Source organism: Nocardioides sp. HDW12B, assembly GCF_011299595.1.
Taxonomy (GTDB): domain Bacteria; phylum Actinomycetota; class Actinomycetes; order Propionibacteriales; family Nocardioidaceae; genus Marmoricola_A.
The window spans coordinates 1,920,472-1,944,937 of sequence record NZ_CP049867.1 but is presented as its reverse complement, the minus strand read 5'-3'; the positions used below and the strand labels follow the sequence as shown (position 1 = coordinate 1,944,937).

Annotated in this window: 24 protein-coding genes and 1 riboswitch; of the genes, 15 read left to right on the top strand and 9 right to left on the bottom strand. The window is 74.0% G+C overall.

Features of this window, described 5'->3' with window-relative positions; all coding sequences use genetic code 11:
- The first annotated feature begins 4 nt into the window (after window positions 1-4).
- On the top strand, window positions 5-1,255 hold the full coding sequence (locus G7072_RS09135; protein ID WP_166085633.1) for a DUF4032 domain-containing protein: 1,251 nt from the start codon (window positions 5-7) through the stop codon (window positions 1,253-1,255).
- Between the two features lie 14 nt (window positions 1,256-1,269).
- Entirely contained in the window at window positions 1,270-2,454 is a 1,185-nt protein-coding gene (locus G7072_RS09130) for a cysteine--tRNA ligase (protein WP_166085631.1), read from the top strand.
- A gap of 24 nt (window positions 2,455-2,478) precedes the next feature.
- Here the strand turns inward: G7072_RS09130 and G7072_RS09125 are convergent, their stop codons facing one another.
- The 4 genes from G7072_RS09125 to G7072_RS09110 all read right to left on the bottom strand — a co-directional run bounded on the left by G7072_RS09125 (window position 2,479) and on the right by G7072_RS09110 (window position 5,807).
- Window positions 2,479-3,474 carry a DNA topoisomerase IB gene (locus G7072_RS09125; protein WP_166085629.1) on the bottom strand — a complete coding sequence of 332 codons (996 nt, stop codon included), beginning with the start codon at window positions 3,472-3,474 and terminating at the stop codon, window positions 2,479-2,481.
- 72 nt (window positions 3,475-3,546) lie between these two features.
- On the bottom strand, window positions 3,547-3,693 hold the full coding sequence (locus tag G7072_RS09120) for a GPGG-motif small membrane protein (protein ID WP_166085626.1): 147 nt from the start codon (window positions 3,691-3,693) through the stop codon (window positions 3,547-3,549).
- 73 nt (window positions 3,694-3,766) lie between these two features.
- Window positions 3,767-5,308, bottom strand: coding sequence for an NAD(P)/FAD-dependent oxidoreductase (locus tag G7072_RS09115; RefSeq protein ID WP_166085623.1), 1,542 nt, complete (start codon window positions 5,306-5,308; stop codon window positions 3,767-3,769).
- A gap of 40 nt (window positions 5,309-5,348) precedes the next feature.
- Entirely contained in the window at window positions 5,349-5,807 is a 459-nt protein-coding gene (locus G7072_RS09110) for a hypothetical protein (protein ID WP_166085621.1), read from the bottom strand.
- Window positions 5,808-6,636: 829 nt separating this feature from the next.
- On the opposite strand from G7072_RS09110, the gene G7072_RS09105 reads away from it, so the two are divergent.
- From G7072_RS09105 to G7072_RS09055, 11 genes are all read left to right on the top strand, one after another.
- On the top strand, window positions 6,637-7,170 hold the full coding sequence (locus tag G7072_RS09105) for a CDP-alcohol phosphatidyltransferase family protein (RefSeq protein WP_206063429.1): 534 nt from the start codon (window positions 6,637-6,639) through the stop codon (window positions 7,168-7,170).
- Complete coding sequence (locus tag G7072_RS09100; protein WP_166085617.1) at window positions 7,167-8,060, top strand: DUF881 domain-containing protein; 894 nt, start codon at window positions 7,167-7,169, stop codon at window positions 8,058-8,060. Before G7072_RS09105 ends, G7072_RS09100 begins: the two co-directional genes overlap by 4 nt.
- Complete coding sequence (locus G7072_RS09095; RefSeq protein ID WP_166085615.1) at window positions 8,057-8,389, top strand: small basic family protein; 333 nt, start codon at window positions 8,057-8,059, stop codon at window positions 8,387-8,389. Before G7072_RS09100 ends, G7072_RS09095 begins: the two co-directional genes overlap by 4 nt.
- The gene (locus tag G7072_RS09090) at window positions 8,382-9,131 is read left to right on the top strand and encodes a DUF881 domain-containing protein (RefSeq protein ID WP_166085613.1); all 750 of its coding nucleotides are present in this window, start codon (window positions 8,382-8,384) and stop codon (window positions 9,129-9,131) included. The genes G7072_RS09095 and G7072_RS09090 overlap by 8 nt, the downstream gene beginning before the upstream one ends.
- A 43-nt stretch (window positions 9,132-9,174) precedes the next feature.
- Window positions 9,175-9,561, top strand: a complete 387-nt coding sequence (gene gcvH / locus G7072_RS09085; RefSeq protein ID WP_166085611.1) for a glycine cleavage system protein GcvH — start codon at window positions 9,175-9,177, stop codon at window positions 9,559-9,561.
- A gap of 106 nt (window positions 9,562-9,667) precedes the next feature.
- Entirely contained in the window at window positions 9,668-10,261 is a 594-nt protein-coding gene (locus tag G7072_RS09080) for an FHA domain-containing protein (protein WP_166085609.1), read from the top strand.
- A gap of 8 nt (window positions 10,262-10,269) precedes the next feature.
- Entirely contained in the window at window positions 10,270-11,016 is a 747-nt protein-coding gene (locus G7072_RS09075; RefSeq protein ID WP_206063330.1) for a MerR family transcriptional regulator, read from the top strand.
- A gap of 72 nt (window positions 11,017-11,088) precedes the next feature.
- Entirely contained in the window at window positions 11,089-11,556 is a 468-nt protein-coding gene (locus G7072_RS09070) for a bifunctional nuclease family protein (RefSeq protein WP_166085607.1), read from the top strand.
- Between the two features lie 214 nt (window positions 11,557-11,770).
- Entirely contained in the window at window positions 11,771-12,337 is a 567-nt protein-coding gene (locus tag G7072_RS09065; RefSeq protein ID WP_346766229.1) for a MerR family transcriptional regulator, read from the top strand.
- A 27-nt stretch (window positions 12,338-12,364) separates the two neighbouring features.
- A riboswitch (glycine riboswitch) is annotated at window positions 12,365-12,452 on the top strand.
- A gap of 78 nt (window positions 12,453-12,530) precedes the next feature.
- Window positions 12,531-15,425: an aminomethyl-transferring glycine dehydrogenase gene (gene gcvP, locus G7072_RS09060; RefSeq protein WP_166085605.1), complete on the top strand. Its 2,895-nt coding sequence runs from the start codon at window positions 12,531-12,533 to the stop codon at window positions 15,423-15,425.
- 5 nt (window positions 15,426-15,430) lie between these two features.
- Complete coding sequence (locus tag G7072_RS09055) at window positions 15,431-16,780, top strand: serine hydrolase domain-containing protein (protein ID WP_206063329.1); 1,350 nt, start codon at window positions 15,431-15,433, stop codon at window positions 16,778-16,780.
- 22 nt (window positions 16,781-16,802) lie between these two features.
- Here G7072_RS09055 and G7072_RS09050 read toward each other — a convergent pair whose 3' ends face one another.
- Genes G7072_RS09050 through G7072_RS09035 form a run of 4 tightly spaced genes read right to left on the bottom strand, consistent with a single transcriptional unit; the run spans window position 16,803 to window position 22,585 of the window.
- Window positions 16,803-17,300, bottom strand: a complete 498-nt coding sequence (locus G7072_RS09050; RefSeq protein ID WP_166085603.1) for a hypothetical protein — start codon at window positions 17,298-17,300, stop codon at window positions 16,803-16,805.
- On the bottom strand, window positions 17,297-20,446 hold the full coding sequence (locus G7072_RS09045; protein WP_166085601.1) for an SMC family ATPase: 3,150 nt from the start codon (window positions 20,444-20,446) through the stop codon (window positions 17,297-17,299). The genes G7072_RS09050 and G7072_RS09045 overlap by 4 nt, the downstream gene beginning before the upstream one ends.
- On the bottom strand, window positions 20,443-21,687 hold the full coding sequence (locus tag G7072_RS09040; protein WP_166085599.1) for an exonuclease SbcCD subunit D: 1,245 nt from the start codon (window positions 21,685-21,687) through the stop codon (window positions 20,443-20,445). Before G7072_RS09040 ends, G7072_RS09045 begins: the two co-directional genes overlap by 4 nt.
- A gap of 37 nt (window positions 21,688-21,724) precedes the next feature.
- Entirely contained in the window at window positions 21,725-22,585 is an 861-nt protein-coding gene (locus tag G7072_RS09035) for a formate dehydrogenase accessory sulfurtransferase FdhD (RefSeq protein WP_166085597.1), read from the bottom strand.
- Between the two features lie 125 nt (window positions 22,586-22,710).
- On the opposite strand from G7072_RS09035, the gene G7072_RS09030 reads away from it, so the two are divergent.
- Window positions 22,711-23,124, top strand: coding sequence for a lipopolysaccharide assembly protein LapA domain-containing protein (locus G7072_RS09030; RefSeq protein ID WP_166085595.1), 414 nt, complete (start codon window positions 22,711-22,713; stop codon window positions 23,122-23,124).
- 55 nt (window positions 23,125-23,179) lie between these two features.
- Window positions 23,180-23,653, top strand: coding sequence for a PGPGW domain-containing protein (locus tag G7072_RS09025; RefSeq protein ID WP_166085593.1), 474 nt, complete (start codon window positions 23,180-23,182; stop codon window positions 23,651-23,653).
- A 9-nt stretch (window positions 23,654-23,662) separates the two neighbouring features.
- Here G7072_RS09025 and G7072_RS09020 read toward each other — a convergent pair whose 3' ends face one another.
- Window positions 23,663-24,409, bottom strand: coding sequence for an SGNH/GDSL hydrolase family protein (locus tag G7072_RS09020; protein WP_166085591.1), 747 nt, complete (start codon window positions 24,407-24,409; stop codon window positions 23,663-23,665).
- Window positions 24,410-24,466 lie beyond the last annotated feature (57 nt).

Below are 24,466 nucleotides of genomic sequence, written 5' to 3'. Positions count from 1 at the left end.
GCCGATGGCCCTGAGGCTGCTCGCCACCAAGCCCAACCCCGAGCTGGTCCGGCTTCCGTGGCACCTGCCGCTGGAGGAGTGGGGTGAGGACGTGGTGCTGCCGCTGCCGCGCGGCATCTCGCGCCATGTGGTGCGCATCGTCCGCGTCGGCACGCACGCGTGCGCGGTCAAGGAGACCCAGGAGCCCATCGCGCGTCGCGAGTACGAGCTGCTGCGCGACCTGCGACGCCTCGACCTGCCCACCGTCGTGCCGCAGGCCGTCGTCACCGGGCGCCGGACCCGCGCGGGGGAGGAGCTGCCCAGCGCGCTCGTCACGCGCCACCTGCGCTTCTCGCTTCCCTACCGGTCGCTGTTCTCGCACGGCATGCGGGCCGACAGCCTGCCGTCGATCGTCGACGCGCTGGTGGTGCTGCTCGTCCGGCTGCACCTGTCCGGCTTCTTCTGGGGCGACGTCTCGCTGTCCAACGTGCTGTTCCGGCGCAGCGCCGGCGAGTTCGCGGCGTACCTCGTCGACGCGGAGACCGGCGAGCTGCGTCCGCAGCTGTCCGACGGACAGCGGCGCCACGACCTGACGGTGGCCACCGAGAACGTCTTCGCCGAGCTGCTGGACCTCCAGGCCGGCGGCTTCGTCGGCGAGGAGTCGGACCCCACCGAGGTGATCGAGATGCTCAGCGAGCGCTACGACGCGCTGTGGGCCGCGCTGACCCGGCCGGAGACGTTCAGCGGTGGCGACACCGGCATGTGGAAGATCGCGGAGTGGATGGAGTCGCTCAACGACCTCGGCTTCGACGTCGACGAGATGGACATCGTCTCCGAGGGCCCGGGGGAGCGGGTCCGGCTGCAGCCGCGGGTGGTCGAGGCCGGGCACCACCGGCGCGAGCTGTGGTCGCTCACCGGGCTGGAGACCGAGGAGGGGCAGGCCCGTCGGCTGCTCAACGACATGGCCTCCTACGGTGCCCACTTCAGCCACGACCTGCCGCGCGAGGCGCTGGCCAACCGCTGGCTGACCGAGGTCTACGAGCCGCTCGTGCAGATGGTGCCGCGCGAGATGCGCGGTCGCCTCGAGCCGCCCGAGATCTTCCACGAGGTGCTGGTGCACCGGTGGCTGCTCTCCGAGCGCGCCGGGCACGAGATCGACTTCTTCGAGTCCGCGCAGGACTACATCGACACGGTGCTGACGCGCAAGCCCGAGGAGGCGGTCACCACTCCGGCCGACGACCCGGAGGCGCTGATGGGCGGGGCACCCCCGGCATAGGGCATCATCGTCGGGTGCCAGCACAGCGAGACACCTCCGGGATCCTCGGCGCCGAGGGCCGCTACCCCCTGCACGAGCCGTCGACGTCGGTCCTGCGGCTGGCCGGGACCGACCTGGTGCCGGTGGGCCCGTTGCGCATGTACGCCTGCGGCATCACGCCGTACGACGTCACGCACGTGGGTCACGCGGCCACCTTCGTCTGGGCCGACCTGGTCCGCTCCGTCGTGCGCTCGGACGGCGTGGCCACCGAGGTCGCGCGCAACGTCACCGACGTCGACGACGTGCTCACCCACGCCGCGTGGCGCCAGGGGCTGCCCTTCGACGAGCTGGCCCTGACCCAGGAGTTCCGCTTCGACCGCGACATGCGGGCCCTCGCCGTGGCGCCCCCGACGCAGACCCCGCACGCGCGCAACCACGTCGGCGCCGTCGTCCGGCTGGCCGCGGCGCTGCTGGCCCGCGGGGCGGCGTACGAGCGCGGCGGCTTCGTCTACTTCCGCGGCGACCACCTGCCCGCGCAGGTCGGCCTCGGTGAGGCCGAGGCGCTGCGCCTGTCCACCGAGTACGGCGACCAGGCCGCCGTCCCGGGCCGGGAGTCACGGTTCGACGTGCCGGTGTGGCGACCCTCCACCGAGGACCACCCGGCGTGGCCGAGCCCGTGGGGCTGGGGCCGCCCGGGGTGGCACGCCGAGTGCGCCGCGATGGCGATGAGCTCCTTCGGCAGCTCCGTCGACGTCCTGCTCGGCGGCTCGGACCTCGCCTTCCCGCACCACGTCTACCAGCGCGGCATGGCCGAGGCGGCGACCGGCGTCACGCCGTTCGCGCGCGCGACGATCCACGTCGGCGAGGTGCGGGTCGAGGGCGTCAAGATGAGCAAGTCGATCGGGAACCTCGTCCTCGTCGACGACCTGCTCCAGCGTTACCGCCCCGGCGCGATCCGCCTCGCGCTGCTGCACCGACGCTGGTCGGAGCCGTGGGACTGCGAGGAGCGCGTCTTCGAGGACGCCGACCGCGTGCTCTCCGCGCTCGTGGCCGCAGCCGCCGGCAGCACCCAGGAGTCTCCGTCGGAGCCGGTGCGCGAGCGCCTGCGCGACGACCTCGACGTGCCGGCGTGCGTCGAGCTGGCGCTCGGCGGCGGCCCCGACGGCGCCGACGCGGCCCAGACCCTCGTCGGGCTGCTCAAGCTGGCGCCCCAGGGCTGACCCGCGAGACGTCGCTCGTGCAGGTCAGTCGGTCAGCAGCTTGAGCACGGCCCGGTCCAACCGGTCGCGGGCCTTGTCCTCGTCGCGCGGCAGACGGGCCAGCGACTCGTCGATCGTCACGTCGTGCTCGTAGAGGTCGAGCACCCGCGGGTCGACGTAGGAGCTCTTGCAGACGGTCGGGGTGTTGCCCAGCAGCTCGCTGGCGCTGACCACCGCGGAGCGCACCGCCTTCTTGCGCGCGGTCTTGCTGGTGGCGGTGCTGCGCCCGAGCTCGGCCGCGACGTGGACGGTGGCGTGCCAGGTGCGGAAGTCCTTGGCGGTGACCTCGATCCCGAAGAGCTCACGGATGTGGTCGTTGACGTCGCCGGCCTGGAGGGGGACCCACCGGCGGCTCATCTGGTGGCACAGCAGCCGGGCGTCACCGCGCCGTCGCCCGGCCAGCAGCTCCAGGACCTTGCAGAGGTCGGGGTCGCGCACGTCGATGTCGTGCTCGACGCCGGCCTTGCCGACGAACGAGAAGGTCCAGCCCGCCTCACGGCGCTTGAGGTGGCGCCGCTCCAGAGTGGTCAGGCCGTAGCTGCCGTGCTCCTCCACCGAGGAGTCGGAGCCGAGCCGGAAGCAGCCGAGGTCGATGAGCCGCACCGCCGCGGCGAGCGTGGTCTCGCGGGCGGTGGTGGCGAGGGCGAGGTCGGCGCGGACGCGCTTGCGCACGCGGGGCAGCCGGGCGGCCATGTCGAGGACCCGGTCGAACTTCGCCTCGTCGCGCTTGCGCCGCCACTCGTCGTGGTAGAGGTACTGCCGGCGGCCGGCCTCGTCGGTGCCCACCGCCTGCAGGTGGCCGTTCGGGTACGGCGAGATCCACACCTCGCGCCAGGCGGGCGGGATCACCAGCGCCTTGATGCGCGCGACGTCGGAGGCCTCGAGGGGCCTGCCCTGGTCGTCGAGGTAGCGGAAGCCGCGGCCGTGGGGGACGCGCGTCCATCCGGGCTGCTGGGTGGAGACGGTGCGGAGTCGTGGCATGGGGGGGGGGATCCGGGCAGGAACCAGGCGCCGGCCGTCGGGGTGGGACCCCGGCGGCCGGCGACCGGACCGTCAGACGTTGAAGATGCTCACACCGCCGGGTCCGACGAGCAGACCGACGACGATGAGAACGATGCCGGGGATCAGCCCGCCCCGCACGATCTGGACGATGCCGGCGATGACGAGCACGACGGCGATGAGCCACAGAACGGTTGCCACGATGGTTCTCCTCCCGAGTCGGGCGCCGGAGCGCCCTGTGGTGCCGAGCGCCCGACCCTGACGGGCCGGGAGATCAGCGTGTGGCCGGGAACGTACCCGCTGGCACACGCTCCAACCGGAACTCGGTGAGGTCGAGCTCGGCGGTGCGCTCGCGGTACTCCTGGACCTGGCCGGGCCAGTTCGTGGTGACCCGCCCGCCGGGGGACTGGTACCAGCTGGAGCAGCCCGACGCCCACACGCTGCGTGACAGCCGGTCCTGCATCTCGGCGTCGTAGCGCTCGGCGACGTCGCGCCGCACCTCGACGACGTCGGCACGGCCCTCCTGCAGCGCGGCCACGGCCTGCCCGAGGTAGCCGGTCTGGCACTCGATCATCGAGATGATGGAGCTGCCGCCGAGGTTGGTGTTCGGGCCGTAGACGACGAACGCGTTGGGGAAGCCGGGCACGGAGATGCCGAGGTGGGCGTGGGCGCCGCCGCGCCACTCCTCGGCGAGCGGGTGGCCGTCGCGGCCGACGACCTCGACCGGCGCGAGGAACTCGGTGGCCCGGAACCCCGTGCCCCAGACGATGACGTCGACGTCGTGGTGCGCGCCGTCGTCGGTCGCGACCCCGTCGGCGTCGACGCCCGCGACGCCGTGGGTCACGACGTCGACGTTGTCACGCACCAGGGCCGGGTACCAGTCGTTGGAGAACAGCAGCCGCTTGCAGCCGATGGGGTAGTCCGGCTGGAGCTTGGCGCGCAGCGCCGGGTCGGACACCTGGTGGCGCAGGTGCAGCCGGAAGGCGGTCTCGAGCAGCGAGGTCATCCGGCCCTGCTCGCCCAGGGTCCGGTTGAGCTGCTCGCTGCCGAAGCGGGTCAGCTCGCGACCGAACGCCTGGGTCAGCGGGACCTTCTCGAAGGCCTGCAGGTGCGCGCGGGTGTAGCCCCGGTCCGGTTTCGGCACGACGTACGGCGCGGACCGCTGGAAGACCGTCACCCGCCCGGTGTCGCCCACCGCCTCGGCGAGGTGGGGCACGAACTGGATGGCGCTCGCGCCCGTGCCGATGACGGCGACCCGCTTGCCGCTCCACTCCACGGAGTGGTCCCACGCGGCGGAGTGGAAGGCCGGCCCGGTGAACGTGTCGCGGCCGGGCAGGTCCGGGACCGCGGGCCGCGAGAGCTGGCCCTGGGCGAAGACGAGCACGTCGGTCTCGTACGTCGGCCCCTCGGACCCGTCGCGGCGGGTCCGCACCGTCCACCGGTGGGCGCCGTCGTCCCAGCGGGCCTCGACGACCTCGGTGCCGGTGGTGACGAGGTCGTCGAGCCCCTCCTCGCGGGCGACGCGCTCGATGTAGGCCAGGATGTCCGGCTGCGCGGCGTAGCGCCGGGGCCAGTCGGGGTTGGGGGCGAAGGAGTAGGAGTACAGCGAGGACGGCACGTCGCAGGCGGCGCCGGGGTAGGTGTTCTCGCGCCACACCCCGCCCACGCGGTCGGCCTTCTCCAGCACGGTCAGGTCCGTGACGCCGCGGTTGCGCAGCTCGACGGCGGCGGCGATGCCCCCGAAGCCCGCTCCGACCACGAGGGCCGAGACGGTGCGTGCGGTCGGGGTGCCTGCGGTGCCGGGGGTGGTGTCCACGCCCGACAGGCTAGGGGAGCGCTCCGGCCTCCGGGTCGGTTCAGCGCAGGGCGGCGCGCTGCACCGGGATCCGCTGCATCACCAGGGCACGCCCCTGGGTGGCGGCCTGCTCCCACGTGGCGTCGTCGGCCACCAGGCCGGCGATGCGGGCCAGCAGCCCGTGCTCGCGCGAGGTCGGCTCCCAGAGGGCCGGGTGGGTGTGGTGGGCGTCGAGGATGCCGCGCATGGTGGCGTGCTCGGCGCAGAGCTCGTCGTACAGGTCGCGGACGTTGAGCGCCGTGCGGCTCGCGACGATCTGGCCGCGGTGCAGCCGGGCGCTGAGCAGGCGCACCCACTCCTGGTGCAGCTCGGCCAGGACGTCGTCCTCGCCGTCGAAGTGCTCGTCGGTGCTGGCGACGGCGGACACCGTCTCCCAGGGGGACTCGGCCTCCCCGGCGGCCTCGGCCCGGACCAGCATCGTGCGCAGCGCGTGACGGCGCTGGATCGTCGTGACTCCCACAGTGTCTCCCACCCCTGGTCGAACCGGCCCGGGGAACCCCTTCCCCTGCGGCGCCTTCCCGGGGCGCCTCGCCGGTGCCCGCAGCGACGGCTGCGGTGCATGTCCAGTATGCCGGTTATCAGAGCGACGCCGCCACGGACCAACGGCCCGGGACCCGGCCCGTCCTCGACCCGGAGCGACCCGGGGAGGTGATCGGCCCTGCCGAGCGGTGCACGTAGTTCGTCTGGTGTCGGCGTGGCTCGTTGATCCGGACCCCCACGGCGAGGACGGTGTGGTGGAAGACACACGGTGTGTGGACACAGCGTCGCTCAGGGTGAGGACCGGTCGCACGCACCAGCTCGACTGGGAGGTCAGCGTGGTCACCAAGACCCTCGCCACGGGAGGACGGGCCGACAACGCCCGGACGACGACAGCGCGCTCGAGTCGCGCGACGGCATGCCGGTGCGGACAGCAGCTCGACTGCTGCAGCCGCTCCCACTGCCCGCGCTGCGGGCGGTCCATCCACGCGCCCTGAGCCACGCGCCTGAGCAGCACGCCCCGCGCCGCCGTCCGGCGCGCCGCACGACCCACCGGCCGCCGACGCCTCACCTGCGTCCCGGGCGGGGGTGGGCGCCACTAGGGTGGCGTCGACAGGTCGTATCGGCGCGGTGAGCGGGCAGCGAGGCGAGGCGTGGGCAAGGCAGCACGGACCGGGGGGACCGACGGGTCGACGTCGGACGCCACGGCCGCAGCGGACCCCTCCGCCCCCGACCGGTCCGGGCCCACCGGCACCACCGACACCCCTGGCACCGCCGACCTGGGCGTCTGGACGGTGCCCAACCTGCTGAGCATGCTGCGGCTGGCCCTGCTGCCGGTGTTCCTGTGGCTGGTGCTCGGGCCCGAGGAGGACGGCCTCGCAGTCGTCGTCCTCATGGTCAGCGGGTTCTCGGACTACCTCGACGGCTACCTCGCGCGACGGTGGGGCCAGACCTCCAAGCTGGGGGCGATCCTCGACCCGGTCGCCGACCGGCTCTCGATCCTGGCCACCGTCGTCGGGCTGGCGATGCGCGACATCATCCCGCTCTGGCTGGCCCTGATCCTGCCGGCCCGCGACCTGTTCCTCTGGGGGCTGGTCCCGATCCTGCGCACCCGTGGCTACAGCGCGCTCCCGGTGCACTTCCTCGGCAAGGCCGCGACGGCGGCGCTGCTCTACGCCTTCCCCCTGCTGCTGCTCGGCGACGGGACGCACCTGGTCGCCGACGCGGCCCGGGTGTTCGGGTGGGCCTTCGCGATCTGGGGCGTGGGCATGTACTGGTGGGCCGGCCTGCTGTACGCCTGGCAGGTCCGGACCCTGGTGGTGAGCACCCCGAGGCGTCGCTCGTGAGCACTCCCCGCGACCCGTCGGGCCGTCCGCTGCCGCCCCAGGTGACGATGGGGCTGCTCAACTACGTCACGGCCCACTCTCTCGACGAGGACTACGAGGTGGTCGCGGCGCAACGGCGGGAGCGGAGCCCCGCGGGGGAGCCGGCGACCCCGCGACGACGCCTGCACCCGCTCGCGCTCGTCGGCCTCCTGGCCTTCGGCCTCCTCGTGGGCGTGGCCTTCCAGCAGGCGGCGCGCAACGAGCCGGTCGGGGAGGCGTCCCGCGACGAGCTCGTGGAGCAGGTCCGCGACCTGCGCCGGGAGCTGGCCGACACCCGCACCCGCACCGCCGACCTCCGCGCCGACCTCGAGGCCGGTCGCACCGCGGCCCTGGAGGCCTCGACCCGCGGCCGCGCGCTCAGCGACCGGCTCGACCGGCTCGGCACGGCGGCGGGTTCGCTCGCACTGACCGGCCCGGGGCTGCTGATCACGGCCGACGACGGACCGACAGACGTCGCCGACCCGCAGGTCGTGCTCGACACCGACCTGCAGATCCTCGTGAACGGCCTGTGGGTGTCGGGGGCCGAGGCGGTGGCCGTCAACGGCCAGCGCATCACCTCGCTGAGCGCGATCCGGATCGCCGGCGACGCGATCACCGTCAACTACCGCTCCCTGGCCCGGCCCTACGTCGTGACCGCCCTCGGGGACCCCGACGACCTCGCCGCGCGTTTCGTGGAGTCCGCGGGCGGCACGTGGTGGTTGAATCTGAAGTCGATCTACGACCTGACCTTCGAGATGACCACGGAGGACGAGCTCACCGTGCCGGCCGCTCCCGAATTCGCGCTGCGCCATGCCCGCGAGGACCGACCCGGCTCCGCCGGCCCGGCCGACCGGGCGGGTGAGCCCCGGTGATCGCCGCCGCCGGACTGGTGGCCGGACTGCTGCTGGGTCTCTTCCTGCAGCCCGACGTGCCGCTGTGGCTCCAGCCCTACCTCCCGATCGCGGTGGTGGCCGCCCTCGACGCGGTCTTCGGTGCCTTCCGGGCCTTCCTCGACGGCATCTTCGACGACAAGGTCTTCGTGGTGTCCTTCGTCAGCAACGTCACGATCGCCGCCCTCATCGTCTACGTCGGCGACCAGCTCGGCGTCGGGGGCCAGCTCTCGACCGGCGTCGTGGTGGTGCTGGGGATCCGGATCTTCTCCAACGTGGCCGCGATCCGACGCCACGTCTTCCATGCCTGACCCGACCGAGCCGCTGACCGGGCGCGACCGGCTGGTCCGCTCGCTGCGCAGCCCGGGCGGGCGCGGCCAGTGGATCGCGGCGCTGCTGCTCGGGGCGCTCGGGTTCGCCTCGGCCGTGCAGGTCCGCTCGCAGGACGCCTCCGACAGCTTCACCGGTGCCCGCCAGTCCGACCTCATCGCGCTCATCAACTCGCTCTCGCTCGCCACCGACCGTGCGGAGTCGGAGATCGCCGACCTCGAGCGCACGCGGGACTCGCTCCGGGTGGACACCGAGGCCAGCAACACCGCGGTCGAGCTGGCGCGCACCCGGATCGAGACGCTCGCGATCCTCGCCGGCCAGGTCCCCGCCACCGGTCCGGGCGTGCGGATCACGGTGCAGGCCGGCCGGGCCGGAGTCGGCACCGACCAGCTCCTCAACGGGCTCCAGGAGCTCAGGGACGCCGGTGCCGAGGCCATCGAGCTCAACGACGAGGTCCGCGTCGTCGCCCAGACCGGCATCGTGCAGGAGGGCGCCGACGTCGTCGTCGACGGCACCCCGTTGGTGCAGCCCCTGATCGTCGACGCCATCGGCGACAGCGAGACCCTGGCGACCGCGCTCACCTTCGACGGGGGCTTCATCGACGAGGTGGAGGCCATCGGGGGGACGGTCTCGGTCCAGCAGCTCGAGACCGTCGAGGTCTCCTCGACGACCCAGCTCCCGCCGGACCGCTTCGCGGTGCCGGTGGAGTCGCCCGAGCAGTAGTAGCCTGCCGTCGACCCGAACCGAGCACCGACCGAGGAGCGCCGTGTACCCCGACGACCTGAAGTACACCCGTGAGCACGAGTGGGTCCGCGACCCCGGCGAGTCCGAGGGGTCGGTGCGGGTCGGGATCACCGACTTCGCCCAGGAGCAGCTCGGCGACATCGTCTACGTGTCGCTGCCCGACGTCGGCGCCGAGGTGACCGCCGGCGGAGCCGTGGGCGAGCTCGAGTCGACCAAGTCGGTCAGCGACGTCTACGTCCCGGTGGCCGGCCGGGTGAGCGCGCGCAACGACGCCCTCGACGAGACCCCCGAGCTCGTGAACTCGGACCCGTACGGCGAGGGCTGGCTGTTCGAGATCGTCCCGGCGGAGGCCGGCGACGTGGCGGCTCTGCTCGACGCGGCCACCTACCAGGAGGGCCTGGAGGGCTGACGTCCGGCCGGCTGCTGCCGGGGCCGTCCCACTGGTACGTTGGGCCACCATCACCTTCGACATGACCGTGAAGGTTCGAGCCTGGTCCGCCGACCGAGGAGGAGACATGCCGTTCTGCACCGCGTGCGGGCGTCAGAACCCTGACGACGCGCGGTTCTGCTCGCAGTGCGGCACGCGCATCGCCGCCCCTGCGCCGTCGTCGCCGGCCCCTGCGCCGGCCGCGCCGGCTGGGCCGGCTGGTCCTGCGGCCCCGGCCGGCAGCGAGACCGGCGAGGTGCGGCGCGTCGAGGCGACCGACACGATGACCTTCCGCAGCCCGCCCGCCGCGGAGCAGGCCGACGACCGGCCCCTCAACGACGAGGACGCCGCTGCCGTGGACGCGCTGCCTCCGGGCAGCGCGCTGCTCGTGGTGCAGCGCGGCCCCGACGCCGGCAGCCGCTTCCTGCTCGACACCGACGTGGTGACGGCCGGACGGCACCCCGACAGCGAGATCTTCCTCGACGACGTGACGGTCTCGCGCCGGCACGCCGAGTTCCGCCGCTCTCCGGAGGGATTCCGGGTGAGCGACGTCGGGTCGCTCAACGGCACCTACGTGAACCGTGACCGCATCGACGACGTCGTCCTCAGCGGGGGTGACGAGGTGCAGATCGGCAAGTACCGCCTGGTCTTCTTCGCCGGCCCGACCCCCGCCGGTCGATGAGGGAGCCGATGACCAACCACGCGGAGCCGGTCTCGCCCCGACGCGCCGACGCGCGGATGAACATCGGGGAGGTCCACACCCGGCTGCGCGAGGACTTCGCGACCCTCGAGCTGAGCAAGCTGCGCTACTTCGAGTCGATGGGGCTCGTCGAGCCCACCCGTACCGCGGCCGGCTACCGCAAGTACAGCGACCACGACGTCGAGCGGCTGCGCTACGCCCTCACGCTCCAGCGTGACCACCACCTGCCGCTCAAGGTCATCCGCGAGCACCTCGACGCCATCGACCGCGGCCTCGAGCCACCGGCGCTGCCGTCGGAGCCCCGGGTGCCGCCGCTGGTTCTCGCCGGGGACGGCTACCCCCAGGCCGACAGCTTCGCCGAGGGGTCCCGGCTGCGCCTGACGCGCCGCGAGCTCGTGGCGGCCGCCGAGATCGACGAGGACCTGCTGGGCCAGCTGGAGTCCTACGGGCTGATCCGGCCGCGGCCGGGGTCGGCGCCCTACGACAACGACGCGGTGGTCATCGCCCGGACGGTCGCGGACCTGGCGGCGTACGGGATCGAGCCGCGCCACCTGCGCGCCTTCAAGACCGCCGCCGACCGCGAGGTGGGGCTCGTCGAGCAGGTGCTCTCGCCCCTGAGGCGCAGCCGCGAGGCCGGTGCCGAGGGGCGCGCCGCCGAGGCGATGGAGCAGATCGCCGCCCTCTCCGTGCGGCTCCACGCGGTGCTGGTCAAGGCCGGCCTGCGCTCGCTGCGCTGAGCCTGCCCGTCGACCGGGCGTCCACCGCCCGGCGCCCCGCTTCGACCCGGGGCGCGGGGGTACTGTGGCGGTGTGCGCGAAGTCGATGTCGTCGGAGTCAGGGTCGAGATGCCCTCCAACCAGCCGATCGTGCTGCTGAGGGAGGTCACCGGCGCGCGCTACCTGCCCATCTGGATCGGGGCGGTGGAAGCCACCGCGATTGCGTTCGCCCAGCAGGGCGTCGTGCCTCCCCGTCCGCTGACGCACGACCTGCTCAAGGACGTGCTGGGCGCGACCGGCAACGAGCTCAGCGAGGTCCGCATCACCGAGGTCCGCGAGGGCGTCTTCTACGCCACCCTCGTGCTGGCCAGCGGCGTCGAGGTGAGCGCGCGTCCCTCGGACTCGATCGCGCTGGCGCTGCGCACCGGCACCAAGATCGTGTGCTCCGAGGACGTCCTCGACGAGGCCGGCCTCGACGTGCCGGAGGAGGACGAGGACGAGGTGGAGAAGTTCCGCGAGTTCCTCGACAACGTGTCCCCGGAGGACTTCGAGGAAGCCTGACCCGAGCAACCCTCAACCTCTGGTTGAGGGTGCGACACGCGGGGGCGGGGAGGCCGAGGTCTTTGACCGGGTCGGCGTGCAGGCCTACGGTGGGGTGTCTTCGTTGTAGTTCCACCGTTGTGGTCCAGCCGGGCACCGACGGTCCTTCCCGGAACTGCGTTCACGAAGAGACGAACCGGAGGACACCGTGGCTGGACAGGGCGACAAGCCGGCGTTGGGGACAGATCCCGACGCGCTGGTGGCAGAGTCGGTGGCGGACGAGCAGGGGCTGCTCTTCGACGACGACGTGTCGCCGCTGCCCGACGACGTCGGCTACCGCGGCCCGACCGCGTGCAACGCCGCCGGTATCACCTACCGCCAGCTCGACTACTGGGCCCGCACCAAGCTCGTCGAGCCCACGGTGCGCGGCGCCGCCGGCTCCGGCACGCAGCGGCTCTACTCCTTTCGCGACATCCTGCTGCTCAAGGTCATCAAGCGTCTGCTCGACGCCGGCATCTCGCTGCAGCAGATCCGCACCGCCGTGCAGCACCTGCGCGAGCGCGGCACCGACGACCTGACCCGCGTCACGCTGATGAGCGACGGCGCCAGCGTCTACGAGTGCACCTCCAACGACGAGGTCATCGACCTGCTCCAAGGCGGCCAGGGCGTCTTCGGCATCGCCATCGGCGGGGTCTGGCGCGAGATCGAGGGCTCGCTCTCCGAGCTGCCCAGCGAGAAGGCCAGCGCGCCGTCCGACCTCACCGACGAGCTCGCGGAGCGGCGGCGGGCCCGCCTCGCCTGAGGCGCTTGCTATCCTCGGCACTGCTGGTGAACACGCGCGGGAGAGTCTCCCGACGGAGCGCCGAAGGGGCAATTCCTCCCCGGAACCTCTCAGGCACACGGACCGCGCGCACGAGGCAACTCTGAAGCCCGTCCTGGGGTGACAGAGGGGGAGGCGACCACCACGTCCCCGACCCCTCGGAGTGGATGCCGCCATGGTTCCCGTCGACCCGTCCCCCTTCCGGCCGCTGCGGCCCTTCGTCGAGCGCCACATCGGCCCCGACGACACCGGCCTCATGACGATGCTCAAGGAGCTCGGCTACGCCGGGCTCGACGAGCTCATGCAGGCGGCGGTGCCCGCCTCGATCCGCTCCGCGGCCGACCTCGACCTGCCGGCGGCCGTCACCGAGGAGGAGGCCGCCTCGCTGCTGGCCGACCTCGCCGGGTCGAACCGCACACGGGAGCCGATGATCGGGCTCGGCTACCACGGCACCACCACGCCCGCGGTGATCCGGCGCAACATCCTCGAGGACCCCGCCTGGTACACCGCCTACACGCCCTACCAGCCCGAGATCTCGCAGGGCCGGCTCGAGGCGCTGCTGAACTTCCAGACCATGGTCGGCGACCTGACCGGGCTGCCCACGGCCAACGCCTCGCTGCTCGACGAGGGCACGGCCGCCGCCGAGGCGATGACGCTCGTGCGTCGCGCCAAGCGCGGCGCCACGGGGCCCTTCGTCGTGGACGCCGACGCGCTGCCCCAGACGATCGAGGTCGTCCGCACCCGCGCCGAGGCGATGGGCATCGAGGTGGTCGTCCACGACCTCGCCACGGGCCTGCCCGAGGGTGAGCTGAGCGGTGTGCTGGTGCAGTACCCCGGTGCCTCCGGCGCGGTCCGCGACCCGCGCGCCGTCATCGAGGAGACCCACGCCCGCGGCGGGCTGGCCGTGGTGGCCGCCGACCTGCTGGCGCTGACGCTGCTGGAGTCGCCCGGCGCGCTGGGCGCTGATGTGGCCGTCGGCAGCAGCCAGCGCTTCGGCGTCCCGCTGTTCTACGGCGGTCCGCACGCCGGGTTCATGGCCGTCGGCGAGGGCCTGCAGCGGCACCTGCCCGGACGCCTGGTCGGCGTCTCGGTCGACGCCCAGGGCCGTCCGGCGTACCGGCTCGCGCTGCAGACGCGCGAGCAGCACATCCGCCGCGACAAGGCGACCTCGAACATCTGCACCGCCCAGGTGCTGCTCGCCGTGGTGGCGGCGATGTACGCCGTCTACCACGGCGCGGACGGGCTGCGCCGCATCGCGCGCACCACCCACGCCAAGGCCGCCCTGCTCGCCGACGCCCTGCGCGCCGACGGCCTCGAGCTCGTCTCCGAGATGTTCTTCGACACCCTCACGGTCACCGCCCCGGGGCGGGCCGGCGAGGTCGTGGCCGCAGCCCGCGAAGCCGGCGTCCACCTGCGCCTCGTCGACGCCGACCGCGTCGGGGTCTCGGTCTCGGAGACGACGGGTGCCGACCACCTGCAGGCGGTGCTCCGGGCCTTCGGGGTCGAGGCCGACCTGACCCTCGACGGCTCCGACGAGAGCCGGGGCGCGGGGGAGGAGCAGGCGCTGCGCCTGCCCGAGTCGCTGCGCCGGACCACCGACTACCTCACCCACGAGGTCTTCTCCTCGCACCGCTCCGAGACCGCGATGCTGCGCTACCTCGCCCGGCTCTCGCGCCGCGACTACGCCCTGGATCGCGGCATGATCCCGCTGGGCTCGTGCACGATGAAGCTCAACGCCACCACCGAGATGGAGGCCATCGGTCTGCCGGGGTTCGCGAACCTGCACCCCTTCGCGCCGGCGGAGGACGCCGCGGGCTACCACGCCCTGGTCGAGCAGCTCGAGGGCTGGCTTGCCACGGTCACCGGCTACGACCGGGTCAGCATCCAGCCCAACGCCGGCTCGCAGGGCGAGCTGGCCGGCCTGATGGCGATCCGCGGCTACCACCGCGCGAACGGCGACGAGCAGCGCAGGGTCTGCCTCATCCCGTCCTCGGCCCACGGCACCAACGCCGCCTCGGCGATCATGGCCGGCATGACGGTGACGGTCGTCAAGGCCGCTCCGGACGGCGCCGTGGACCTCGAGGACCTCCGCGCACAGTGCGAGAAGCACGCCGACGACCTCGCCGCGATCATGGTCACCTACCCCTCGACCCACGGGGCCTACGAGGACGGCATCACCGAGCTGTGCCGCGTCGTGCACGAGCACGGCGGCCAGGTGTACGTCGACGGGGCGAACCTCAACGCGCTGCTGGGCCACGCCCGGCCCGGTGAGTTCGGCGGCGACGTCTCGCACCTCAACCTCCACAAGACCTTCTGCATCCCCCACGGCGGCGGCGGTCCCGGGGTCGGTCCGGTCGCGGTGCGCGAGCACCTGGCGCCGTACCTGCCCAGCCACCCGGACCACCCGGACGCCGCGCGGCGCGAGGGCATCGGGCCGATCAGCGCGGCGCCGTACGGCTCGGCGGGGATCCTGCCGATCTCGTGGGCCTACGTGCGGATGATGGGCGCCGAGGGCCTGACCCGGGCCACCTCGGTGGCGGTGCTGAGCGCCAACTACGTCGCCAAGCGGCTGGCCGAGCACTACCCGGTGCTCTACCGCGGGCACGGCGGGCTGGTCGCCCACGAGTGCATCCTCGACCTGCGCGAGATCACCAAGCGCTCGGGCGTCAGCGTCGACGACGTCGCCAAGCGGCTGGTCGACTACGGCTTCCACGCCCCCACGATGAGCTTCCCGGTCGCCGGCACGCTCATGGTCGAGCCGACCGAGTCCGAGGACCTCGCCGAGCTGGACCGCTTCGTGGACGCGATGGTCGCCATCCGCGAGGAGATCCGACGTGTGGAGGCGGGGGAGTGGGACGCCACCGAGTCGCCCCTGCGCCACGCCCCCCACACCGCTCAGGTGCTGGCCGTCGCCGACTGGGACCGGGCCTACCCGCGCGAGCTCGGGGCGTTCCCCACCGGCTACGACCCGGACAAGTACTGGCCGCCGGTCGGACGCATCGACCAGGCGTACGGCGACCGCAACCTGGTCTGTGCCTGCCCCCCGCCCGAGGCGTTTGCGCAAGACTGACCCCCATGGGACTGGTGACCGAGTCGACCGCACGGCGGCTGCTCGCCGTCCTCGCCGAGGAGCAGGCGCTCGGACGTCTGCCCTCGGTGTCGGGCGTGCTGACCCGCGACGGTGGGCTGGCCTGGCGCGAGAGCCGCGGTGAGGCCACCGGGGAGCCGGGCCTGACCCCGGCCGACCTGCAGCACCGCATCGGCTCGATCACCAAGACGATGACCGCCGTGCTCGTCATGCAGCTGCGTGACGAGGGGCTGCTCGCGCTCAACGACCCGGTGTCGACGTACCTCCCGGAGGTGCGGGGCGTGCCCCTCAGCATCCGTTCGCTGCTCGCGCACAGCTCCGGGCTGCCCGCCGAGCCCGCAGGACCCTGGTGGGAGCGCAGCCCCGGCCGGTCGTTCGCCGAGCTCGTGGCGGAGCTGCCCGCGGTCGGACCGTTCGAGCCGGGCCGCACCCACCACTACAGCAACGTGGGCTACGCCCTGCTCGGCGAGGTGGTGGCCCGCCTGCGGGGCCGCACCTGGTGGGAGTGCCTGGCCTCGCTGGTGCTCGAGCCGCTGGGCATGCTGCGCACCAGCTACGACCCGTTCGACCCGCACGCCCGCGGCTACTCGGTGCACCCCTGGTCGGGCGAGCTCGTGGCCGAGCCGGCGACCGACACCCGGGCCATGGCGCCTGCGGGCCAGGTGTGGAGCACCGTGCTGGACCTCGCGACCTTCGCCGACTTCCTCATCGGCGGCCGCGACGAGGTGCTGCTGGCCGACACCGTCGAGGAGATGGTGTCGCTCCAGTCCGGCACCGGCGCCGACGGCCTCGACTCCGGCTACGGCCTCGGGGTGAGGCTGGTCCCCGGCGGGTCCGGCGTCCGGGTGGGTCACACCGGGTCGATGCCCGGCTTCCAGGCCTGCCTGCTGGTCGACCGGCCCCGACGCACGGGCGTGGTGGTGCTGGCCAACAGCACCACGGGCCTGGTGCCCGACCGGGTGGCCGGACGCCTGCTGGACACGCTCGAGGAGGCCGAGCCGACGATGGCGGCGACCTGGCGCCCGTCCGTGCGGGTGCCGCGGGAGGTCTCGGAGGTGCTGGGCGTCTGGTACTGGGGCAACACCCCGCGGGCGTGCCGGTGGGACGGCCGGCGGGTCGTGCTGGGTCCGCTCGAGGGCACGGCCGGCGGCTCGGCGTTCCGCCTCCAGGACGGAGTCCTGGTGGGCACCAGCGGCTACCACCACGGCGAGCAGCTGGTCCCGGTGCGCCGGGAGGACGGCTCGGTCGGGCACCTGCGCTGCTCGACGTTCGTGCTGACGCGGTCGCCGTACGACCCCTCCGCGCCCATCCCGGGCGGGGTGCCGCGCCGCGCCTGAGGTGACGTGACCGGCCGGCCGCTCAGGTGCGTCCGTCGCGCTCCTGCGCGCGGTGCAGGGTCTCGGCGGCGTCGTCGGCACCCATCCAGGTGGCGGGCAGGACGTCGAACCCTGCCGCGGTGACGGCGGCGATGACGTCGGGGTCGTCGTCGACGACCACGGACACGGGCGCCCGACGGCGCAGGCCGCGCAGCACCTCGACCTTGTAGAGGCGGGCCGGACGGTAGTCGCGGTTCGGCCGCAGGTGGAGCTCGCCCGCTGGCAGCCCGTGGCGGGCGAACCAGTCCAGGGTGTCGCGGCGGCAGTACTCGGGCCGCCCGGAGAGGTAGACGATCTCGCAGACCTCGGCGAGCCGGTGCACCACGTCGCTGCCCTGCGTCAGCAGGGGGTCGCGGGGGGCCGCCGCGAAGAACCGGCGGTAGTCGGGCGCGGGCCGCTCGAGGTGGTGGACCCGGTGACGGACGTCGGCGAGCACGCCGTCGATGTCGATCACCGCCAGGGGCCGGACCTCCTCGCTCACGCGACGGTGCTGGCCATCCGCACGGTCGAGCCCGCGCGGGAGGACTCGACGTGCAGCTGGGTGGGGATGCGGGTGCGCAGCTCGCTGACGTGGCTCACCACGCCGACGGTACGACCCCCGGCCCGGAGGGCGTCGATGCGGTCCATGACGTCGTCGAGGGTGTCGGGGTCGAGAGCGGAGAAACCCTCGTCGACGAAGAGCGTGTCCACCCGGGTGCCGCCGGACTCCTCGCCCACGACGTCGGCCAGGCCGAGGGCGAGGGCGAGCGACACGACGAAGGTCTCGCCGCCGCTGAGGGTGGCGGCGTCGCGCGCCTGGCCGGTCCAGGCGTCGAGGACCTCGAGGCCCAGACCGACGCGCGTGCCGCCGCGTCCCCGCGACGTGCGCTGCAGCTCGTAGCGGTGGTCGCGCATCTGCGCCAGCCGCTCGTTGGCGGCGTCCAGGACCTGGTCCAGGCGGGTCGCGAGCACGTAGGAGGACAGCCGCATCTGGAGCTGGTTGTCGCTGCCCATGCCGCGCACCAGCCGCGCCAGCCGGTCCGCGGTGGCGTGGCGCGCCTGGTGGGGGGCCCAGGCCGTGAGGGCGGTGGTGAGGTCCTCGGCGAGCCGGGTCAGGGCGGCGTCGGCGTCCGCGGTCGTCGCCCGCAGGTCCGAGACACGGGCGGCGTGGCCCCGGGCCTGCGCCGTCATCGAGCCCAGTGTCGTGGGGTCCTCCGGGGTGCGGCCCTCCAGGGAGGCGAGGAGGGCGAGGGCGTCGGGATCCTCGAGCGTGTGCCGGGCCTTCTCCGCGACGCGGTCGAGCTCGTCCACCAGGCGGGTGTGCAGGGCGACCCGGTCGGCGGGCAGCAGCGCCGCGCGGGCGTCGGCGAGGTCGGCGAAGCCGTGGGCGACGGCCAGCTCGTGGGTCTGGGCGGCAGCCGTGGCGCGCTGCCCCTCCAGCGCTGCCACCTCCTGCTCGGCGGCCGTGACCGCGTCGACCAGGTGCAGGGTGCGCTGCTCGTGGGCCAGCGCCTCCTCGACCGACGCGTGACCGACGGTCGCGGCGGCGAGGACCTGCTCCTCGGCGGTGAGCTCCTCGGCCAGGCGGTCGGCCCGCAGCTCGTGCTCGCGACGTGCCTGCACCAGACCGTCGCGCGTCGCGGCCGACCGGGTCTGCTCGTGCTCCACCGACTCCAGCCGGGCGACCAGGTCGGGCAGCTCGGCCGCGGCCGCCTCGGCGGCGTCGAGCGCGGCGGTGACGGCGTCCCGCTCCGTCCGGGCGTCGGCCTCGCTCCGGCCCTCGGCCTGCTGCTCGAGCAGGGCCAGCGCGGTGGCGGCGGCGTCGGCGGCGCTGCGGGCGGCGTCGGCCCGCTCCTGCGCCCGGGCGTGGCGCGCCAGGGAGGCGGCCTGGTCGGCCTCGGTGACGACGGCGACCGGGCGACCGGGCAGCAGCGAGACCGTCAGCGGCAGGGTGAGCTCGTCACCGTGCGGGTCGTCCGGGGCCTCGACGGCGGGGTGGTCCCGGCTGCCGCAGACGGTGCACGGCTCGCCGGGCTCCAGCTGGCGGGCCAGCTCGTCGGCCATCCCCAGCAGGCGGCGCTCGAACAGGGCCAGGTGCTCCTCGTGCGCCGCAGCGGCGTCCTCACGGGCCGTCAGGGCGAGGGCGGCCAGCCGCTCGGCCTCGGCGCGGGCAGCGGGCTCGGCCGCCGCGGCCTCGTGCCGACGTCGGGCGGTGGCGACCTCGCGCGCGAGGCCCTCCCGGGCGGCCGCCCGCTCGCGGGCCTCGCTCACGGCGGCCGCCACGGACGACCGGCGCTGGGGCAGGGCGGCCATCTCGGTCGCCAGCGCGTCCAGGTCGGCGGTGTGCTCGGCGACGGCTGCCCTCGTGAGCTCGAGCCGGCGGCGCCTCTCGACGACCTCCTCGGCGAGCGGGGCGAGCCTCCGCAGCTCGGCGACGCGGTTGAGCAGGGCGTCCCGGTGGGCGCCCAGGTTGTCCCGGCCCTCCAGGGCGGCCCGGTCGTCGCCGTCGGTCGACTCCGGCCGGTCGTCCTGGTCGGCCCGGTCGCCGGCGGGGTCGCGGTCCGCGCCGGGCGGCGCGAGGTGCGCGCGCAGGGCGCTGCGGCGACGGGCGGCGCCGGACCGCGCCTCGGCGAGGGCCCGGTCGAGCACGTCGAGGGAGTCGGCGAGCGGGGCGACGGTCGCGGCACGGGCGTGGGCGGCCAGACCGGTCCGGGCCCCGGTCAGCTCTTCGGCGCGGTCCTCCAGGGCGGCGAGGGTGCGCAGGGCCTCGTCCCGGCGGCGCAGCGTCGGGCTCTCCCGCTCGGCCCGTGCCAGCCGGGCCTCCAGGTCGGTGAGCGTCGAGCGGGCCTCGTCGGCGTCCCGCGCGGCGGCCACGGCCCGCTCGGCGGCGGCGGTCACGACCGTGTCGGCCCAGGCAGCGGCCTTCTCGCTCAGGGCGTCGACGTCGCCCCGGGCGAGGTCGCCCAGCGCCTCGGGCACCGCGACGCCGGCTCGGTTGGACAGGGCGCCGAGGAGGTGCCCGACCCGTCGCTCGCCGTCGGCGGACCGGTCGCGCAGCCGCCGGGCCTCGTCGTGCATCCAGTCCTCGATGCGGGAGAACCGCTGGGTGGCGAAGAGCGTCTGCAGGACCTGCTGACGCTCGTCGCTGGTCGCGCGCAGGAAGGTCTGGAAGCGACCCTGCGGCAGCAGCACCACCTGCATGAACTGCTCCGACGTCATGCCGAGCAGCTCGCGCAGCTCGTGGCCCACCTCCTGGATCCGGTGGGAGACCAGCCGCTCGTGACCGTCGGTGAGGTCGACGAGGCGGGCGGCGGCCTGCTCCTTGGTCGTGCCGGTGCCGCGCTTCTTCGGGCGGTGCCACTCCGGGGTGCGGTGGATCCTCAGCCGCCGGCCGCCCAGCGTGAGCTCGAGGACGACCTCCGGGCGCGCGTCGGCGGACGCGTGGTGGGAGCGCAGCGACTTGACGCCCCGCTCGCCCGGCACCACGCCGTAGAGCGCGAAGCACACCGCGTCGAGCAGGCTGGTCTTGCCGGCGCCGGTCTTGCCGGTCATGAGGAAGATGCCGGCGGCGTTGAGGGACTCGAAGTCGATGACCTCGGTGCCGGCGTAGGGGCCGAAGGCGGTGACGCTGAGCCGGTGGAACCTCATCCGGCCGCCTCGCGGTCGCTCCGGGACGGGCCGCGGTCGGCGCGGCCCACGAGGTCGAGCCGGTGGTCGCCCCGGCGGTCGGCGTCGGGGTCCTCGTCCGCGAGGCAGGACTCGCAGGCCAGCTGCAGCAGGAGCGCCTCCTCCGAGGTGGGCTCGAGCTCGCGCACCTCGGCCACGAAGCCCAGCGCGACGTCGAGGTCGCTGCGGCCGCTGACGTGGGGGACCACCAGCGGGCGCGGGACGCGCCCGCCCTCGGGCTCGAACGCGAGGGTCAGGGTGTGGGGGAAGCGGGCGCGCAGCCGGTCCATGGCGTGCTCGGGCCGGCGGGCGTCGGTGAGGGTGACCGCCAGCCACGCGTCCTCGACCCCGGCGTGGGTGGGGTCGACGAGCAGGTCCTCGATGCCGCCGCGCAGGGTGGCCACCGGGCGGTGGACCGGTGCCGGGACGAAGTCCGCGCGCTCGAGGCCGTCGGCGCCGAGCTCGACGAGCCAGCCGCCCTTGGTGCGCCCTGCCTCGGAGAACGAGTAGGCCAGCGGCGAACCGCTGTAGCGCACCTCCTCGGACAGGTTGGCGGCCCCGTGGAGGTGGCCCAGGGCTGCGTAGGACACGTCGGCGAAGACCGAGGTCGGCACCAGCTGGACGCCGCCCACCGAGATGTCGCGCTCGCTGTCGGAGCGCATCCGCTCGCCCTGGTCGACCGAGCCCGCGACGAAGGCGTGCGCCATGACCACGGAGCGGGCGTCGCGCGCGTCGAGATCGGCGCGCACCCGGTCCATGGCGGCACGCAGGGCCGCCTCGTGGGAGCGGGCGGGCAGCTGCCAGGCCTGGCGCACGGCGTCGGGCTCGAGGTAGGGCAGGCCGTGGACGGCGACCGGGCCGTGACGGTCCTCGACGACGACGGGGGTGCCGACGTCCTGCCAGCGGGTGCGCAGGTGGATGCCGGCGGCGTCGGCCAGCTCGGCGTGGACGCCCAGACGGATGGCGGAGTCGTGGTTGCCGCTGGTCACCACCACCCGGGTGCGGAGCGCCGCCAGCCGGGCCAGGGTGGAGGAGAAGAGATCCACGGCGTCGACGGGCGGCAGCGCGCGGTCGTAGACGTCGCCGGAGACGAGCACCAGGTCGACCTGATCGTCGCGCACCGTCTCGACCAGGTGGTCGAGGTACTCCGCCTGCGCAGGCAGCAGGTCGACACCGTGGAACGAACGTCCCAGGTGCCAGTCGGAGGTGTGGAGGATGCGCACCCTCTGACCGTAGGGAGGCCCGCCGACAGAATGGCTCTCACACGCCGGTGGGGGCCGGGTCGACGTAGACCACGAACCGGCGGGCACTGAGGAAGCCCACCAGCCCGACACCCGCCTCCTGGGCCAGACGCACCGCGAGCGAGGACGGCGCGCCGATGGCCACGAGCGCCCCGATGCCGGTCACCGCCGCCTTCTGCACCAGCTCGAAGCCGATGCGTCCGCTCACGAGCATCACCGGCACGCCGGGGTCCTGACCGGTCAGCACGCGTGCCCCGATGACCTTGTCCATGGCGTTGTGGCGCCCGATGTCCTCCCGGACCTCACTCAACCGGCCGGTGGCGTCGACGGCGGCCGCGGCGTGCAGGCCGCCGGTGCTGGCGAAGACCCGCTGGTGCTCGCGCAGGCGCTCCGGCAGCACCTGCAGGAGCTCGGGGGTGAGGAGCGTCGAGCCCGGCGGCCCTGCCTCGCTGCGGCGCCCGGCGAGCGTCAGCACCTCGTCGATGCTCTCCGTGCCGCAGACGCCGCAGGCCGAGGAGGTCGCCAGCACGGTGGAGGCCCGCACGCTGGGCGGCGCGAGGGGCGGCGCGGCCAGGGTGACGGTCACGACGTTGAACTCCTCCTCGGGCGCCAGCGTCACGTCGGTGCAGTAGGCGACCTGCGACAGCTCGGTCCCCGCCAGCACGCCCTGGCCGGCCATCATGCCGGCGGCGAGCTCGAAGTCGTGCCCGGGCGTGCGCATGGTGACGCCGATCCGCTCGGCCGGCCGTCCGGGCCAGGCCAGGCGGATCTCCAGCGGCTCCTCGGTCGCCAGCCGGTCCTCGCGCGAGCGCCACCGGCCCTCGGCGTACTCCCGGACGCGGACGCGGACCGTGGGGCCGGGACGGCGGGCCAGCTTCATGGCGCGAGCGTAGCCCGCCTCGCCGAGGGGGACCCACGTCACGCCGCAGGTCGCCCGGGTGCGCGTTTCGCGCCGGTCCCACCGGGGAGTCTTACGATGTAAAGAACGTCTCTCACAGGAGCAACATGAGCGAGCAGCAGTCCAACCCCGCGTCGTCCACCGGTGCCTCGTCGGCGCCTGCCGCGGGGTCCCCGACCGGTTCCACCGGCACCGGCACAGGCACCGGCACCACGCCCGCCACGCCGGCCACCGGCACCACCTCCGGGTCCCGCGGGCAGAAGGACCCCTTGCGCGGCTCACGCGCCAGCGGCGCCTGGGTCTTCGTGGTCGTCCTTGTCCTGCTGCTCGCCCTGCTGGCCGTCTTCGTGCTGCAGAACACCCAGGACGTCGAGGTCTCGTTCCTGGCCTGGAACGGCACGGCGCCGCTCGCCGCGACGCTGCTGATCGCCACCGCCGCCGGCCTGCTGATCGCGGTGATGGCCGGGTCGCTGCGCATCCTGCAGCTGCGTCGCCGGGTGAAGAAGGAGTCGAAGCGCTGAGGCTCTCCGCGCTGCGCACCCTGACGGATTTCACGGAATCTGTCAGGGTGTGCCCATGAGTGGCAAGGGCGCAGCGCGTCGGATCCTGCTGGAAGTCGTCGGGTGGACGTTGGTGCTCGTCGGCATCGCCGCGCTCGTGCTCCCGGGGCCCGGGCTGCTGGCCCTGTTCGCCGGTCTCGCGGTGCTCTCCCAGCAGTACGCGTGGGCCGAGCGTCGCGTCCGCCCCGTCGAGAAGGCGGCCAAGAAGGCCGCCGCCGACAGCGTGCAGACCTGGCCGCGCATCATCGCCTCGCTGCTCGGCGTCGTGTGGCTCGTCGGGCTGGGCATCTACTGGGGCATCCGCCCGCCGGCTCCGGAGTGGTGGCCGTTGAAGGACGACTACTGGCTCGTGGGCGGCTGGGGCACCGGCGGCACGCTCATCGGCTCGGCCGTCATCGCGCTGGGCATGATCGTCTACAGCTTCCGCACCTACCGCGGGAAGTCCGAGGAGCAGGTCGCCGCCGAGGTCGAGGCCTCCAGCCGCGGCTGAGCGGGTCGCTCACCGGTCCACGTGCGGGTCGGCCACGGCCGCCCGCACCACGGGCTCGAACGCGTCCGCGATGGCGGCGTAGCCGGCGTCGTTGGGGTGGAAGCGGTCCTCGGCGACCCGACCCCGCCAGGACGTCGGGCCGGAGGCGCGCATGTCCACGAGCCGCAGGTCGCCCGTCGCCGCGGCGACCTCCAGGTGCCGGTTGGCCGCGGTGGCCGCGGCCCGCGGCTGGGGGAGCGTGGCCACGACCGAGCCGCGGGGGAGCAGCCGCACCAGCTCGGCGAAGGCGTCGGGCAGGCCGTCGCGGAACACCCGGCCCGCGAAGAGGTCGTTGGAGCCGATGAGCACGGTCACCAGGTCATCGGGACCCGGACGCAGCGCCCGCAGGGCCGGCAGCTGCTGCTCGATGAGGTCGGGGGTGCGGGCGCCGGTGGCGGAGAGGTTCACCACCGGGGGGACGTCGAGCGCGGGAGAGAGGCGGCGTGCGAGCTGGTCGACCCAGCCCGCGTCGAAGCGGGACGCGCCGACGGCCTGCGACATGGAGTCGCCGAGCACGAACCAGCGCGGACCCGGCGCCGCGAGGCTCTCGCGGTTGCGCGCCCGCCACGCGTCGGCGTACGGCTCGACCTGGCGCTGGACGTGGCGCACGCCGGGCATGACGAGCCCGAGGGTGCGGACGACGCGGCCCGGTCCGCGGCCGGTGCGGTTGTCGTAGCTGAACGCGGCGTCGTCCTGGCCGGTCTGTCGGTCGGTCACGTCTCCAGTGTCGGGGTGGGGTGAAACGCTGCGCTGACGTTCCGCATTCGATGAAGA

Coding starts and splice junctions, on each gene's coding strand:
- G7072_RS09035 (WP_166085597.1), bottom strand. CDS start 22,585: ATGAAGCTGGCCCGCCGTCCCGGCCCCACGGTCCGCGTCCGCGTCCGG.
- G7072_RS09090 (WP_166085613.1), top strand. CDS start 8,382: ATGCCTGACCCGACCGAGCCGCTGACCGGGCGCGACCGGCTGGTCCGC.
- G7072_RS09080 (WP_166085609.1), top strand. CDS start 9,668: ATGCCGTTCTGCACCGCGTGCGGGCGTCAGAACCCTGACGACGCGCGG.
- G7072_RS09045 (WP_166085601.1), bottom strand. CDS start 20,446: ATGAGGTTCCACCGGCTCAGCGTCACCGCCTTCGGCCCCTACGCCGGC.
- G7072_RS09025 (WP_166085593.1), top strand. CDS start 23,180: ATGAGTGGCAAGGGCGCAGCGCGTCGGATCCTGCTGGAAGTCGTCGGG.
- G7072_RS09125 (WP_166085629.1), bottom strand. CDS start 3,474: ATGCCACGACTCCGCACCGTCTCCACCCAGCAGCCCGGATGGACGCGC.
- G7072_RS09105 (WP_206063429.1), top strand. CDS start 6,637: ATGCTGCGGCTGGCCCTGCTGCCGGTGTTCCTGTGGCTGGTGCTCGGG.
- G7072_RS09055 (WP_206063329.1), top strand. CDS start 15,431: ATGGGACTGGTGACCGAGTCGACCGCACGGCGGCTGCTCGCCGTCCTC.
- G7072_RS09135 (WP_166085633.1), top strand. CDS start 5: ATGGCCCTGAGGCTGCTCGCCACCAAGCCCAACCCCGAGCTGGTCCGG.
- G7072_RS09075 (WP_206063330.1), top strand. CDS start 10,270: ATGACCAACCACGCGGAGCCGGTCTCGCCCCGACGCGCCGACGCGCGG.
- gcvP (WP_166085605.1), top strand. CDS start 12,531: ATGGTTCCCGTCGACCCGTCCCCCTTCCGGCCGCTGCGGCCCTTCGTC.
- G7072_RS09030 (WP_166085595.1), top strand. CDS start 22,711: ATGAGCGAGCAGCAGTCCAACCCCGCGTCGTCCACCGGTGCCTCGTCG.